The organism is Streptomyces sp. NPDC037290, from assembly GCF_055603245.1.
The window spans coordinates 89,165-103,484 of sequence record NZ_JBVJVZ010000013.1 but is presented as its reverse complement, the minus strand read 5'-3'; the positions used below and the strand labels follow the sequence as shown (position 1 = coordinate 103,484).

Genomic DNA, 14,320 nt, shown 5'->3' with positions numbered 1-14,320 from the left:
GCGGGCACCTGCACACGGCATGTGACGAACGACACACGCCTCGAACAGGCTCCGTGATGGTCTCGTGATTACCGCCGAGGGAGGACGGGAAGTGCTTGGTGTGGTCGAGGCCGCAGCGCCTTCACGGCCCAGCCTTAGGGGGAGAAACCCATGCAGAGTGCCCATCGCCCTGGTCGATCCGCGTCCAAGCGGCAGCAGCAGGTCGTCGAGCCCCAGCCGGAGGGCGTCGAACCCGACGTCTTCGACGACGAGCCGGACGCCTACGACACCTTCGAGATGTACCGGGTGATCTGCCCGGACTGCGCCCAGCCGATCGCGTTGCTCGCGGACGAGCAGGTCCTGCCGGAGCACGCGCTGTGCGCCTCGCCGTGGAACCCGTTCGGTCTCACGGTCTGTGCGGGTACGGGCCGTTCGGCCGCCGAGGCGCGCCCCGCGGACGAGTCCACCGAGCCGCAGGAGCAGGACACCGCCCTGCTGCTGACGCTCCCCCAGGGCCTGAACTGGCGGACGCAGCCCTTCTCGCACGTCGGTGGCCCGGGCTCGCGCCCGTTGCGCGTGCCGGCGATGCGCCGCCAGGCCGCCTGAGCCCCCTCACCGCATCCAGTAGGTGCCCTGCACCATGGCGCGCAGGCTGTCGTGGTGCAGGATCAGTGTGTCCGGGTCCGCCGGTACGGCGACCTCCCCGAAGTACGCCTGGCGGTAGGCGATGCGCAGCATGACGATCGCGTGCCGCAGGGCGGCGTGGAGGGTGTGGAAGTCCATGTCCCGTGGAGTGTGGCCGGTCAGTCGCGCATAGCGGGCCTCCACCCGGTCGCGGCGCAGGAAGTCCGGCAGCCCGCGCTGTCCGGAGGCGACCGCGAGGTCGTGGAAGAAGCGGTGCAGATAGATGGTCCAGCCGAGGTCGACCTCCCGCGGGGCGAGCGCGGCCATCTCCCAGTCCAGCACGGCCACGGGGTCGAAACCGTCGTAGACGACGTTGCCGATGCGCGCGTCGCCCCAGGTCAGGACGGGTTCGCCGGGCTCGCGCGGCCACAGCTGCTCCAGCCGGTCGAAGGCGGCCTCGATGAGCGGTGAGCGGGGCAGGCCGTCGACCACCCAGGCGTAGTAGGCGCGTTGGGCCGTCACGTGCCGGCGCAGCGCGTCTCCCGGACCGGGCAGGGCGAGGAACTGGGCGCCGACGACCGGCACTTGGTCGTGCAGGCGGGCCAGCAGGCCGATGGTCGCAGCCTCCAGGTGCTCGCGGTCGGCGTCGCGGGCCCCGTGCAGCCAACTGCCCTCGTAGGTGTAGGGCATGACGTCCGGGGGCACGCGCCCGGCGACCCGCTCCATGACGAAGAAGGGCGCTCCGAGGGGACCCGGATCCTCCTCCAGCCACAGCACCCGGGGTACGGGCACGTCCGTGTGCTCGGTGATCAGGCGCAGGGTGCGGTACTGGCGGGCCATGTCGTACTCGGGGAAGACGGTGTACGCCGCCGGGTCCGCGGCGAGTCTCAACGCGCAGGCGCGGTGCGGCGCTTCGGGGTGTTCGATGTCGAAGAGCAGGGTCTCGCTGGACATGCCGTTGGAGGCCGGAACGGTGACACCGGTGGCCTTGGCGCCGGGCAGCCGGGTGCCGAGCCAGGCCGTGAGGCGCCGGGCGAGGTCCTCGGGATCGCGGGTGGTGGTGCGGGGACGCGGTGCCGTGGCCATACCGGAGTCCTTCCTGTTCGTCAGGGGGCGACCGGTTCCTCAGGGTGCGACCGAGTCGAAGCCGGTGAAGCCGCTCGGGTCGTGCCGGCCGAACGAGCCGTGCTCGAAGATGCCGTGCCCGGTCCGTCCGTCGAGCCGGAACCTGGCGGAGTGGTCGGTGACGCCGTAACCGGCCAGGGGATGCGGCAGGGTCATGTCGTAGGTGCGGCGGTCGGTCCAGCCGGGACCCCGCCACGTGCCGTGCTGCCAGTCGTCCGCCGGCGGATAGCCCGCGCCGAGCGCGAGCGGCGAGGAGGCCAGGATCTCGACGTCCAGGTCGTGCGGCTCCCGCGCATCTCCCAGACGGATGACCGCCCGTTCCGGGTGGCGGGTACCCGGACGGTAGCCGATCTCGGCCCGTGGCCAGCCCAGTTGGCGGTCCCGGTGGCCGGGCCGGACGAGGGTGGCGTCGTTCAGCGAACGGTAGCCGTCGGCGTCCTCCTGGATGATGACCATCAGGAAGCGGTCCTCGAAGCGGACGGGGCACCAGATCCAGTGGAAGCCCTCGGTGGGGTGGTCCGCGGCGATCCGCCCGCCGTCCTCGCCGGGTACCGGCCGCACTCCCCAGCTGCGGTCCCGGGTGCCGGTCCAGTCGCCGGCGGTGACCCGGAACGCCTCTCCCCCGGCCCGGATCACGCCCTGCGCGGTGCCCGCCTGGACGAAGCGGCGGCCCTCCAGGGTGAGCTGGCCGCCCCGGCGCTGGAGGTGGTGCGGCTCCCAGAGGGCGGGGAAGGCGGCCGTCCAGGTGAGGTCGTACGACAGCTGCTCGTCCTCGCAGATCAGTCGCAGTTGTGTCAGCGGCCGGGGGACCTCGATGCGCAGCGGGCCGACCGCGAGCCGCATCCGGTCCTCTCCCAGGGCGTCGGAGGCGCGGACCGCGTGCAGGGTGTCCCCCGTGCGCAGGGTGGCGTAGGCGTCGATCACGCCCAGGTTGGGGTAGACGCCGAGGCCGAGGATGAGCAGGGCGCGGCCGGCGTGGTCGAAGACGTGGAAGATGCAACGGTCGTAGGCGTTGCGGTCGCCGGTCGCCACGTGCTTCATGGACAGCGGCACCTGGTGCACCGGGTACTCGTCGAGCGGTACGGGACGGTCGTCGGCCACGGACACCCCCTGAACGATGGTCAGCTGACGGTACGTCAGTTGACCGGAGGTGGCCAGAGAGGGAACCGGACGCGGCTGAACTGACGCTCGATACCGCCGGATGGTGACCTGTCCGGCCGCTGCCGCGTTGCCCAGGCATGACCCCCACGTACACGGCCCCCGGGCGTCAGCGCCGTATCTTCGTGCCGCGCCCCGCAGAATCGGTTCCGCCACCCGTGCCGCAGGATCCGCCCATCTACCGCGATCTCATGCGGACCTGGGCCGACCGGGGCCGGACCCTGCCGGGCCGCCACGACCCGGAGTGGATCAGGCTGGCGGCCCCGACGGTCCGCACGGGCCAGTTCAGCGACCTTCGGGTCCCGCCACGTGACGGGCGATGACCATGCGCTGGATCTGGTTGGTGCCCTCGACGATCTGCAGGACCTTGGCCTCGCGCATATAGCGCTCGGCCGGGAAGTCGGCGGTGTAGCCGTACCCGCCGAGTATCTGCACGGCGTCCGTGGTGACCTTCATGGCCGTGTCGGTGCAGTGCAGCTTGGCCATGGCGGCCTGCTTGGCGAACGGCCTGCCCGCGTCGCGCAGCCGGGCCGCCGCGAGGTAGAGCGCGCGGCCCGCCTCGATCTGGGTGGCCATGTCGGCGAGCATGAAGCGCAGGCCCTGGAAGTCGGCGATGGGACGGCCGAACTGCCGGCGCCGGGTGGCGTAGGCGACCGCCTCGTACAGTGCGGCCTGGGCGAGGCCGATCGCGCAGGCGGCGATGCCGAGCCGCCCGGAGTCGAGGGCGGACAGGGCGATGGAGAAGCCCTGGCCCAGCTCACCGAGCCGGCGCTCGTCGCCGACCCGGACGCCGTCGAAGTGGACCTGGGCGGTGGGCGAGCCCTTCATGCCCATCTTCTTCTCGGGCACCGCCCCGCTCAGACCGGGTGCGTCACCGGGGACCAGGAAGGCGGTGATGCCGCGCGGGCCCTCCTCGCCGGTGCGGGCCATCACGGTGTAGAAGTCGGCGATGCCGCCGTGCGTGATCCAGGCCTTGGTGCCGTTGATCACCCAGTCGTCGCCCTCCGGGAGGGCCTTCGTGCGCAGCGAGGCCGCGTCGGAGCCGGCGGACGGCTCGGAGAGGCAGTACGCGCCGAGCAGGCCACCGCCGAGCATGGCGGGCAGGTGCTCGACCTGCTGCTGCTTGGTGCCGTAGGCGGCGAGCCCGTAGCAGGCGAGCGTGTGGACGCTGACGCCGAGGCCGACGGTGAGCCGGGCCGCGGCAAGCTCCTCCAGGACCTGGAGGTAGACCTCGTAGGGCTGGTCGCCGCCGCCGTACTCGGCGTCGTAGGGCAGGCCCAGCAGGCCCGATTCGGACAGCAGGGTGAAGACCTCGCGCGGGAAGCGTCCCGCGTCCTCCTCCTCGGCCGCCTTCGGCGCGATCTCGCGCTGGGCGATGTCCCGGACGAGGGCGAGCAGATCCCGCGCCTCCTCCGTCGGCAGCTGACGCTCCACCGGCTGCGGGTCGCGGTCGGACATGGCGTCGGTCTCCTCCCTGGTCGGGCACCGGCGGTCTGGCCCGTTGGGTGGGGGCGGCTCCGCCTGGTCGTTCCGTGATGGCCGAGGCGCCCGCTCCCGGGTCTCGGGAAGCGGCTGACCAGCGGCTGTGCGCTGTGAGTATGCCCGATCAGCGACCTCCCGTCACCAGTTAACGACCGCTTACTTCAAGAATCCAGCCGGAATGTGCCCCGGCTCCGGAAGCGCCCCCGAAATTGGTCCGAACCATTGACGCAGTGGTCTAGTCCTCCTACTGTGCATGACCAACGCTTTACCGCGTTCATGCCAATCGGCGCGCGTTCCCCTCCCCCCACGAGGAGACACCCGATGCACACTCCCCACCGCTCCCGCCTCCGGGCCCTCATGGCCGCCGCCTGTACCGCCGTCCTCGGTGCCGGGCTGCTGGCCGGCGCGGGCACCGCGACCGCGGCGGCCCCGGCCGCACCCCAGGTCAAGGCCGGCTCCAAGGTCGTCGGCTACTTCACCGAATGGGGCACCTACGACCGCAAGTACTACGTCAGGAACGTCGAGACCTCGGGCTCTGCGGCCCGGCTCACCCACATCAACTACGCCTTCGGCAACGTCACCGGCGGCAAGTGCGCCATGGGCGACTCCTACGCCGCGACCGACCGCGCCTACACCGCGGCCGAGTCGGTGGACGGGGTCGCCGACACCTGGGACCAGCCATTGCGGGGCAACTTCAACCAGCTGCTGAAGCTCAAGAAGAAGCACCCGGGCCTGAAGATCCTGTGGTCCTTCGGCGGCTGGACCTGGTCCAGCGGCTTCGGCGAGGCCGCCAAGAACCCCTCCGCCTTCGCCCAGTCCTGCTACGACCTGGTGAAGAACTCCAAGTGGGCGGGCCTGTTCGACGGCATCGACGTCGACTGGGAGTACCCGAACGCCTGCGGCAACACCTGCGACACCAGCGGCCGGGAGGCGTTCAGGAACGTCATGGCGGCGCTGCGGTCCAGGTTCGGCTCCGGCAGCCTGGTGACGGCCGCGATCACGGCCGACGCCTCCAGCGGCGGCAAGATCGAGGCGGCGGACTACGCGGGCGCCGCCCAGTACGTCGACTGGTACAACCCGATGACGTACGACTACTTCGGCGCGTGGGACGCCAGCGGCCCGACCGCCCCGCACTCCCCGCTGACCTCCTACTCAGGCATCCCGAAGGCGGGCTTCAACACCTCGGCCACCATCGCCAGGCTGAAGGGCCTCGGCATCCCGGCGTCCAAGCTGCTGCTCGGCATCGGCTTCTACGGCCGCGGCTGGACCGGGGTCACCCAGGCGGCGCCCGGCGGCACGGCCACCGGCCCGGCGGCGGGCACGTACGAGCAGGGCATCGACGACTACAAGGTGCTCAGGACCAAGTGCCCGGCGACCGGCACCGTGGGCGGCACGACCTACGCCAAGTGCGGCAGTGACTGGTGGAGTTACGACACCCCGGCGACCATCGCCACGAAGATGGCCTACAAGAACCAGCAGGGCCTCGGCGGCACCTTCTTCTGGGAGCTGAGCGGCGACACCGCGAACGGTGAGCTGATCAGGGCCATCAACTAGCCCCCGGCACGGGGGACTCGGGAGCGGGGGACCACGAGCCTCCGCTCCCCGGTGCGTCAGCCCTCGCGCCGGGCCGGCGCGGGCGCGGGGTAGGCGGGGTCCAGCTCCTCGACGGCGCGCAGGGCTCCGCCGAGCGTCTTCACCAGCAGCTCGCACAGGGTGTCGCGGGACAGCTCGGGCCGGTCGATCCAGCCCAGGGTCGCGCCCTCGACGCTGCACACCCAGGAGAGCAGGCTCATCCGCGCGAGCGGGGCGATGTCCCTGCGGCCGTAAGCGCCTTCGGCGATGGTGGCGATGATCGCCTCGCGCACGCCGTCCCGGATCGCGTGCACCTCGGCGTCGAAGCCGACGCCACCGCTGACGATCGTGCGGTAGGCCGCCTGGTGCTGCTCGGCATAGCGGAGATAGCCGTCGATGGTGCGGTGGACGCGGTCCACGGCGGGCATCTCGAGGCCGCTCGCGGCGGAGGTGACCAGGTCGGCGACGGAGTCCTGGATGATCGCCAGGTAATAGCCGCGCTTGGACTGGAAGTAGTAGTAGATCAGCCCCTTGGCGACATGCGCCTGGCGGGCGATGTCGTCCATGGACAGCGCGTCGTAGGACGTGTCGGCGAACAACTTCCGCCCGATGGCGATGAGTTCGGCGCGACGCGCCACCGAGCGCTCGGTACCGCGCGTCCGGGGACGGACAGCGGCACGCTCCTGCGGCATATTCAATTTCGGCCCTGTTCCAGGCGATCGGCGGGACCTCCGCAGTATGTCAGAACATGCCGCACGCGTGAGCGGGTCGAGTCAGAGCAGGCCGAGCTGGGTCACGAACATCGCGACGACCGCGACGAGGACCCAGCCCATGATGTGTTCGAGGATCTCGGGGCCGTCTTCCTGAGGGCCGCCGGTGCGGACGCGGGTGACGGTGGCCGGGGGTGCGGTCATATCCATTTGTCCACCTTGCCACCCGCGACGGCGTTTGCGGCGATGAGCTTGCTCACACGTGCGCACACTCGGCGCGCTCACCCGGTCAGCGCACCCCCACCGCCTCCAGCGCCCTCCGCTGGCGCGGACTCGGGTGGGCCGGGAAGTAGAGGTAGCAGACTCCCCCGCTGCCGGAGACGACCTTGCCGGAGGCGTTGTACCGCTTGGTCCTGAGCCAGATGTTCTCGAACTCCCGGCGCAGATAGACCCGTCGTACCGCGTCGTCGGTCGGCGAGGCCGGGTCGTTGGCGATCACGTCGCCGTCCGCGGTGAAGCCGATCACGGTCATCAGGTGGCCGGAGGTCCCGTAGCCGGCGCCGGTCAGCTCCGTCTTCAGGAACGACTGGGACGTTATGGCCGGGATGCCTGCCGCGATCAGCGTCTCCAGGTCGGTGAGCGAGGCGAGCCGGGTGACCACGCCCTGCAGGCCCTCGAAGGTCGCCGCGTAGGCGGCGTTGAACGGCCAGTTGCCGCAGCCCTCGTACTGGTAGTCGTAGGTGAAACGGGCGGCGTGGTCGACCTGTGGATCGGCGTAGGAGGGGTCGACCCAGGACAGCTGCTCGGGGGTGAGCCGGCCGCCCCAGTACTCGACGATCATCTCCGAGGAGGTCGGGCTGCACCAGGCCTCGCCACCGTTGTCGTACTGCGGGTACTGGCCCTTGTGGATCTCCTGGGAGTAGCGCGGGACGGCCAGTTCCCGGACGAGGCCGGGGGCGGAGGCGGGGACGGTGAAGCGGTCGGGGACGTCCGAGCCCATGGCGCCGAGCCGCCACACGGTGGGCGTCAGCCGCGTCCCCGGCCTGCGGTAGAGGGTGAGCCGCAGCCGGTACGACGACAGCCGCAGGCCGGTGCTCGCGTCGTCGATGGCGAAGGTGTCGGTCCAGATCGTGCTCTTGCCGTCGCTCTGGCCGTCCACCGAGGTCCGCTTGATGTCCTGGTCCCCTGCCGCCCAGCGGCCCATCACGTACCAGGGCGTCCCGGTGCCGTCGGAGTACGTGCCCTGCAGTTCGACCTGGAGCCAGGTGCCGTCGGGTGTGTGGGCGTTCCAGGAGGCGACGAGCTCGGTGGCGGGGACGGTGAGCCGGTGGACCGGGGCGGTCCAGGTGGCGTACTCCCAGGTGGCGGTCGTACCGGTGTGCGGGTCGGTGTAGTCGGTGCGGCCAGCGGGGGCGCCGATCACGGCACCGGGCCGGGTGCCGGAGACGGCCCGGACGCCCTGGGCGGTGCCGAGGCGCCAGTCGCGGTACGTGGTCCAGGCGTGGTAGTCGACCGGGCGGTCCGGCACCTGGCCGGGGTCGTCGGTGTCGGTGGCGGGTCGCCCCGCGGCGGCGGCGTCAGGGGCCGTGCCGGCACCGGCCGCGACGGCGACGGCCGCGGCGGCGGTCAGGACGGTTCTGCGGGACGGCTGTCGGGCTCTGCTCATGGGCGCGATTACCCCCAGGTGTGCGGTCGGGGCTGATCTGCTGCACGTTGCGCCAACTATGGAGCAGCGGGCATGCCCCTGCCAGCACTTCAGCGCATGCCGCGCCATGAATATTGGTCTTGTCCACTGGAAGGCGTTCTCGGCGCCCGAGCACCCCCGCACCGGGCACGGTGCGCGACCCACCCGGGCCGCCCACCGTGCCGGAACCACGCGGTGCTCGCCGGCCGGACGGGATCAGACGAGATCCATCGCGGCGACCTCGTCGGGGCGGCCGTAGCTGATCGGCCCCTGGAAGCGGCGGCGGGCGGTGGCGAACCACCACACGGTCGCCACGACCAGCACGGCCGCGAGCGCGATCGGCGCGTAGTTGAAGGAGTCGGCGGTGATGGGCGAGGCCTGCGGCAGCATGAACAGCACGCTGCTGAGCACGATCCAGATCACCGCGAGCCAGCCGATCGGCCGGCCCCAGCGGCCCAGGTGCCAGGGCCCCGGCTGGAACGCGTCGCCGAGCCGCAGCCGCAGGAAGATCGGCACGGCGTAGGCGAGGAAGAGACCCACCACGTTGACGCTGACGATGGCGGTGAAGGCGGTGTGGGACCACCAGCCGGGCACGACCAGGGCCAGTGAGCAGGCCACCGCGAGCCACACCGCCTTCACGGGCGTACGGGTACGCGGCGAGACCGAGTGCCACCAGCGGGAGCCGGGCATGGCTCCGTCGCGGGAGAAGGCGAAGATCTGCCGGGTGTTGCTGGTGAGGTTGGCGAGACCGCAGAACAGCATCGCGCCGATGACAATGAGGAGCATGACCTTGGCGGCGCCCAGTCCGAGGCCGTCGATGAGAATCTGGACCGGCGGCGCATCGGAACCGGCCACCTTGGCGTAGTCGCCAATGCTGTAGACCAGTGCCAGCATCAGGATCAGTCCGGTGATCGCCGAATAGCCGATGGCGCGGGTGATGCCCTTGGGCGCGTTGACCGTCGCGCGGACCGTTTCCTCGGACATGTGGAAGCTGCCGTCGAACCCGGTGAACGTCCAGCTGGTGACCAGCAGACCGAGCATGCCTCCGTAAAGTCCGCTCGTGAAGCCGGTGTTGTTCTCGAAATGCGTCACGAACGACGCCGGCTGATGGTGATCCGGCATCACTATGAGTGCGCCCACGATCACCACCAGTCCGACCAGCAGCCACCACACGGAAACGCGGTTCAGCAGGGCGACGAGCTGGACGGTGTAGGTGTTGGCGAGGCCCTGCACGACGATGACCAGGGCCGTGATCAGCACCGTCTGGTGCGCGGTCGGCTGGTAGGAGGGCCACTGCAGGTGCACGAAGGCCTGAATGAAGGTGGCGGCCGCATAGCCGGTGGCCGCGGTGCCACCGATCTGGCCGACGAAGTTCAGCCAGCCCGTGAACCAGGACCAGGCACCCTTGTGCCGCTTTGCAAGTTTACCGGCAGAGAAATACAGGGCACCGCTCGTCGGAAAGGCAGAGGCGACTTCCGCCATGGCCGCGCCGATGAGCAGCACCATCACGCAGACACCGATCCAGCCGAATACGAGAATGCGGGGACCGCCCGCGTTCATACCGAATCCGAAGGAGGAGAAAATTCCCGAGAGAATATTGATGATGGTGAAGGAGATCGCGAAATTGTCGAACGCCTGGAAGCGCCGGGTGAGTTTCCGCGGATAACCCATCGCGTGCAGGGTCGCGTCGTCGTCGAGCACGACCGGGTCCTCTTCCGCGCGGGCCTTCGCCCGTGGAGTCGACATCCGTTCCGACACAGATCGGCCTTTCTCTCGATGGGGAGCGGGGACGAGCAGGTACGAACTGGACTGAGCAGGGACGAACGACCGAGGTCAGTCGGGGCGCGGGACGGGCAGGCCGCAGGCGCGCCGGGCCCGGGTGAGCTGCTCGACGGGGTCGCCGAAGGCGCTCCAGGGCATGCGCGAGGCGTACGGGCCCATCGCCGCGAACACCGCCCGCGCCTCGAACTCGCGCTGGGCCATGACCAGCGCGTGCGCGAGGTAGGCCAGGTCGAGCACCGGGGTGAAGCGGTAACCGGCCGCCGCCGGCAGCCAGTTGTGGTAGATCGCCAGCGCGGTGGAGCGCCACTGCGGCTGTTCCCAGACCCGGTCGGCGAGCAGTTGGGTGGGGTTGTAGCTCTCGACCAGGGCCACCAGCGGCAGCAGCCGCAGGGCGGAGTCGGCGGGCGCCCGCTGACTGAGGAAGGCGGCCACGTCCCAGGCCGCGTTGACCGAACCGCCGTGCCGTGTGAAGAAGAACGACAGGAAGCGGTGGTGGCCCTCGCGGTGCCAGGGATCCAGGGACAGGATGTGGGCGAACAGCCGCCAGGGACCCGGCGGGGCGGTGAGCAGGCCGTGCGGGGCGGGGTCACGCAGCAGGTGCAGCCGGGCCATGGCGAGCTTGGCCACCCAGGGGGTGGGGTCGTCGGGGGCCAGGGCGGCAGCCCGGTCGCAGGCGGTGAGCGCGATCCGCTCCAGCGCCTCGGCGCGCTCGTCGCGCGCGTCGGCGGCCCGCAGCGCGCGCTGCACCGCGACCCTGGCCCACATCAGCGCCGCCTCGGGCGTCGGCTCCTCGGCCAGCCAGCGCTCGACCAGGTCGGTGCCGGCCGCCTCGGAGGCGAGGACCAGCGAACGGTGGGCGCGCAGGGCGAAGTCGGAACGCGTCTCGGCGAGGGCCTCGGACGCGTATCGATAACGTCCGGCGCGCACATCGACGCATACGCTCGCCAGGACACGGTCGTCGGCCGCCGGATGCCACACATAGTGCCCTTCGAATAACTCCGCGGCCATGTCCCCCTGCCAGTCCCCGTACGACGCACACCGGTTGCGCTGGAGGCACCTTACTCAGCTACGGGCACACCCGGAACGCCTAATTCGACATATCGGTCAGGGGATTCGCGAATGTTTATCCGGGGCCATTGACTGGCCGCCAGCCGGTGGTTCAAACCGCGAACATTTCCGGGCCGGGGGCCTCCGCGGCCCGGCCGCCATGGGCCACTACTAGACTGTTTCCGGAAAACCGCCCACACCGACCCACACCGGGGAACCGCCATTCTCGACCTCGCCGCCCGACTGCGCGGGCTCACCCCCTCCCTGGGCCCGGTCCGGCTGGTGGGCGTCGACGGGCACGCCGGTTCGGGGAAGTCCACCTTCGCCGGGCACGTGGCCGCCGCGCTCGGCGGCGCTCCGGTGCTGCACCTCGACGACATCGCCAGTCACGAGCAGCTCTTCGAGTGGACCGACCGGCTCATGACCCAGGTGATCCAGCCGCTCGCCCATGGCGAGAACGCGCACTACACGCCGTACGACTGGCGGGCCCGTACGTTCGCCGCGCCGCGACCGCTGCCGGCGGCGCCGGTGATCCTTCTCGAGGGTGTCGGCGCGGGGCGCCGGGCGCTGCGGCCGCATCTGGCCCTGCTGCTGTGGATGGAGCTGCCCAGGGAGGAGTCCTGGACCCGTGGCCGGTTGCGGGACGGGCCGGAGCAGTGGGAGTTCTGGGACGGCTGGGTGGCGGCGGAGCGCGCGCATTTCGCCGAGGACCCCTCGCGCCCCCATGCCGACCTCCTGGTGCGGCAGACACCGCAGGGGTACGAGGTGCTGCCGGGACCTGGGTCAACCCGTGGACCGGACCAAAGCGTGACCCAGAGTGATGGACCGTCCGCGTTGTGGTGAAGCCGTGAAGACCCCGTCCGGAGGAACTTCCCCGAAGGCCTCAACTCGGCTTGACCCGGGGGCCGTACAGGACTTACGTTCTCAATGTGCGGCAATCGGAGCCGCCCACACACGCGAAGCCCCCGGTTGTTCCCCCGTGATCGGGGGCTTCGTTCTGCCCGCGGACACTTTTCCGGGCGCCCCGCGCACCGATCCGCTCACCCTGGGTCACGAGATCCCGTGCGCCCCGTCTGCTCCCACCTCGTCAAACGGCCTGCGCGGCACCCTTCGGCAGGCGGTCTTCCCGCGGGTACGATGCCCTCGGTGCGACCTTCGAGGCTGCCTCGCGCACCTGTAACTCCGGTCCGCGGCACGGCGGTTCGACCGCGGCGGCCGTCGGGCGACTGCCCGGTGGTGAACCACGGGGGCACGGTCTGTGGGGGGACGGGATGGACTTCGGCACGCAGGGCCCCGAGGCCCCGGCCGACCTGGCCTGGCTGCGGGGGGTGGACGCCTACACGATGGGCGCCTATCCGCAGGCCGAGGAGGAGTTCCGCACCGCGGTGCGGACCGACCCGGGTATGGCGGACGGCTGGCTCGGGCTGCACGCCCTCCGGGTCGACACGACGACCTCGCTGCTCAGGATGTTCCGGCACCGCGACCGCTTCGGCGAACAGCGCGCCCGGCACCGCCGGACCCTCAACTCCTGGTACTGGCTGGGCTGGTGGGTGCAGCCGGTGCTGGAGAGCCCGCGTGATCTGCTGCTGGCGCACGCCTCGCACTGGCTGGACGGCCGGCACGTCCCCGAGCTGGACCGGGCCCTCGCCGGGCTGCCCCCGGTCGACGCCGACCCACAGGTCCGCTTCCTGCACGCCTGCCGCGCCTATCTGGTGAAGGACTGGGAGCAGCTGGTACGGCACACCGATCCGCTGCTGGACGATCCGATGCTCGGCATCGAGGCCGGCCTGTTCGGCGGCATGGCCCGGGTCCGTCTGGAGATGTACGGCCAGGCGGAACCGCTCCTGTCGGCGGCGCTGATGCGGTGCCGCAGCGAGCAGCCGCAGCGCAAGGAGCTGCGCTACTGGCTGGCCCGCGCGCACGAGGGCACGGGCCGCAGCGCCGCGGCGCTTCCCCTGTACCGGGCGGTGCACCGTGTCGACCCGGCGTTCATGGACACCTCGGCGCGGCTCGCGGCGATCGCCGAGGGCGACGGGTACGACGACACCGACCTCGCCGCGATCACCCTGGCGGGTGCCGGCCAGGACAGCGTGGACGGCTCGGACGTCTACGACACCGTCTTCGGCAGCGAGGGGCGTGATCTGCGGCTGCCGGAGCCGGATCTGCCGACGGGCCCCCTGCCGTCGGTGACGGATCCGGCGGTCCGGGTGAAGACCGGGGTCTCCTCGTCGCCGATCCCGGCCGGCCCGACCGATCCCGCCCTGCTCGAGGAGGCGCTCGCCGAGCTGGAGCGCATGGTGGGCCTGGAGCCGGTGAAACGCCAGGTCAAGGCGTTGTCCGCCCAGTTGAACATGGCTCGGCTGCGGGCCGGGCAGGGGCTGCCGGTACAGCCGCCGAAACGGCACTTCGTCTTCTCCGGGCCGTCGGGCACCGGGAAGACCACGGTGGCCCGGATCCTCGGCCGGGTGTTCTACGCGCTGGGGCTGCTCGGCGGGGATCACCTCGTGGAGGCCCAGCGGGCCGATCTGGTCGGCGAGTACCTCGGGCAGACGGCCGTGAAGGCCAACGAGCTGATCGACTCCGCGATCGGCGGGGTGCTGTTCGTCGACGAGGCGTACTCGCTGTCCAACTCGGGTTACGGAAAGGGCGACGCCTACGGCGACGAGGCCCTGCAGGTGCTGCTGAAGCGGGCGGAGGACAACCGGGACCATCTGGTGGTCATCCTCGCCGGCTACCCGGAGGGCATGGACCGGCTGCTGGCGGCGAACCCGGGCCTGTCGTCCCGCTTCACCAGCCGTGTCGACTTTCCCTCCTACCGGCCCACGGAACTCACCGAGATCGGCAAGGTGCTCGCCGCGGAGAACGGGGACGTGTGGGACGCGGAGGCCCTGGAGGAGCTGCGGTCCATCGCCGGGCACGTGGTCGAGCAGGGGTGGATCGACGAGTTGGGCAACGGGCGGTTCCTGCGGACGCTGTACGAGAAGAGCTGCGCGTACCGGGACCTCCGGCTGTCGACGTATGCGGGGTCGCTGTCCAGGGAGGACCTGGCCACGCTGCGGTTGCCGGACCTCATGCAGGCCTACGGGGAGGTGCTGTCGGGACGGGGGCCCCAGGATCCGCCGGGTGTGTAGAGCACGCCGGGTGGGGGCGGGGCTGT

At 71.0% G+C, this 14,320-nt stretch carries 12 protein-coding genes; 4 read left to right on the top strand and 8 right to left on the bottom strand.

Annotated features, from left to right (window positions below):
* The first annotated feature begins 150 nt into the window (after window positions 1-150).
* Window positions 151-585, top strand: a complete 435-nt coding sequence (locus ACZ7HQ_RS33440; protein ID WP_470998205.1) for a hypothetical protein — start codon at window positions 151-153, stop codon at window positions 583-585.
* Between the two features lie 6 nt (window positions 586-591).
* Here ACZ7HQ_RS33440 and ACZ7HQ_RS33435 read toward each other — a convergent pair whose 3' ends face one another.
* The 3 genes from ACZ7HQ_RS33435 to ACZ7HQ_RS33425 form a co-directional block, all read right to left on the bottom strand.
* Complete coding sequence (locus ACZ7HQ_RS33435) at window positions 592-1,689, bottom strand: phosphotransferase family protein (RefSeq protein ID WP_470998203.1); 1,098 nt, start codon at window positions 1,687-1,689, stop codon at window positions 592-594.
* Between the two features lie 39 nt (window positions 1,690-1,728).
* Entirely contained in the window at window positions 1,729-2,829 is a 1,101-nt protein-coding gene (locus ACZ7HQ_RS33430) for an Rv3169 family protein (RefSeq protein ID WP_470998200.1), read from the bottom strand.
* A 342-nt stretch (window positions 2,830-3,171) separates the two neighbouring features.
* Window positions 3,172-4,344, bottom strand: coding sequence for an acyl-CoA dehydrogenase family protein (locus tag ACZ7HQ_RS33425; protein WP_470998197.1), 1,173 nt, complete (start codon window positions 4,342-4,344; stop codon window positions 3,172-3,174).
* 345 nt (window positions 4,345-4,689) lie between these two features.
* Here ACZ7HQ_RS33425 and ACZ7HQ_RS33420 point away from each other — a divergent pair, with 345 nt between their 5' ends.
* On the top strand, window positions 4,690-5,922 hold the full coding sequence (locus ACZ7HQ_RS33420) for a glycoside hydrolase family 18 protein (RefSeq protein ID WP_470998195.1): 1,233 nt from the start codon (window positions 4,690-4,692) through the stop codon (window positions 5,920-5,922).
* A gap of 56 nt (window positions 5,923-5,978) precedes the next feature.
* On the opposite strand, the gene ACZ7HQ_RS33415 is transcribed toward ACZ7HQ_RS33420, so the two are convergent.
* The 5 genes from ACZ7HQ_RS33415 to ACZ7HQ_RS33395 all read right to left on the bottom strand — a co-directional run bounded on the left by ACZ7HQ_RS33415 (window position 5,979) and on the right by ACZ7HQ_RS33395 (window position 11,124).
* Window positions 5,979-6,632: a TetR/AcrR family transcriptional regulator gene (locus tag ACZ7HQ_RS33415; RefSeq protein ID WP_470998192.1), complete on the bottom strand. Its 654-nt coding sequence runs from the start codon at window positions 6,630-6,632 to the stop codon at window positions 5,979-5,981.
* 81 nt (window positions 6,633-6,713) lie between these two features.
* Window positions 6,714-6,854: an SCO1431 family membrane protein gene (locus ACZ7HQ_RS33410; protein WP_470998190.1), complete on the bottom strand. Its 141-nt coding sequence runs from the start codon at window positions 6,852-6,854 to the stop codon at window positions 6,714-6,716.
* 85 nt (window positions 6,855-6,939) lie between these two features.
* Window positions 6,940-8,316: a peptidase C39 family protein gene (locus ACZ7HQ_RS33405; RefSeq protein WP_470998188.1), complete on the bottom strand. Its 1,377-nt coding sequence runs from the start codon at window positions 8,314-8,316 to the stop codon at window positions 6,940-6,942.
* Window positions 8,317-8,550: 234 nt separating this feature from the next.
* A complete protein-coding gene (locus ACZ7HQ_RS33400; RefSeq protein WP_470998185.1) occupies window positions 8,551-10,092 on the bottom strand; it encodes an amino acid permease in 1,542 nt (513 codons plus the stop codon).
* A gap of 75 nt (window positions 10,093-10,167) precedes the next feature.
* Complete coding sequence (locus ACZ7HQ_RS33395; protein WP_470998182.1) at window positions 10,168-11,124, bottom strand: hypothetical protein; 957 nt, start codon at window positions 11,122-11,124, stop codon at window positions 10,168-10,170.
* A 261-nt stretch (window positions 11,125-11,385) separates the two neighbouring features.
* Between ACZ7HQ_RS33395 and ACZ7HQ_RS33390 the strand changes: the two genes are divergently transcribed.
* Window positions 11,386-12,006, top strand: coding sequence for a uridine kinase family protein (locus tag ACZ7HQ_RS33390; RefSeq protein WP_470998304.1), 621 nt, complete (start codon window positions 11,386-11,388; stop codon window positions 12,004-12,006).
* 428 nt (window positions 12,007-12,434) lie between these two features.
* A complete protein-coding gene (locus ACZ7HQ_RS33385; RefSeq protein ID WP_470998179.1) occupies window positions 12,435-14,294 on the top strand; it encodes an AAA family ATPase in 1,860 nt (619 codons plus the stop codon).
* Window positions 14,295-14,320: the final 26 nt, after the last annotated feature.

Bases quoted from the DNA above. Each gene is read 5' to 3' on its own strand.
- ACZ7HQ_RS33410 (WP_470998190.1), bottom strand. From the start codon at position 6,854: ATGACCGCACCCCCGGCCACCGTCACCCGCGTCCGCACCGGCGGCCCT.
- ACZ7HQ_RS33395 (WP_470998182.1), bottom strand. From the start codon at position 11,124: ATGGCCGCGGAGTTATTCGAAGGGCACTATGTGTGGCATCCGGCGGCC.
- ACZ7HQ_RS33440 (WP_470998205.1), top strand. From the start codon at position 151: ATGCAGAGTGCCCATCGCCCTGGTCGATCCGCGTCCAAGCGGCAGCAG.
- ACZ7HQ_RS33415 (WP_470998192.1), bottom strand. From the start codon at position 6,632: ATGCCGCAGGAGCGTGCCGCTGTCCGTCCCCGGACGCGCGGTACCGAG.
- ACZ7HQ_RS33435 (WP_470998203.1), bottom strand. From the start codon at position 1,689: ATGGCCACGGCACCGCGTCCCCGCACCACCACCCGCGATCCCGAGGAC.
- ACZ7HQ_RS33425 (WP_470998197.1), bottom strand. From the start codon at position 4,344: ATGTCCGACCGCGACCCGCAGCCGGTGGAGCGTCAGCTGCCGACGGAG.
- ACZ7HQ_RS33420 (WP_470998195.1), top strand. From the start codon at position 4,690: ATGCACACTCCCCACCGCTCCCGCCTCCGGGCCCTCATGGCCGCCGCC.
- ACZ7HQ_RS33405 (WP_470998188.1), bottom strand. From the start codon at position 8,316: ATGAGCAGAGCCCGACAGCCGTCCCGCAGAACCGTCCTGACCGCCGCC.
- ACZ7HQ_RS33385 (WP_470998179.1), top strand. From the start codon at position 12,435: ATGGACTTCGGCACGCAGGGCCCCGAGGCCCCGGCCGACCTGGCCTGG.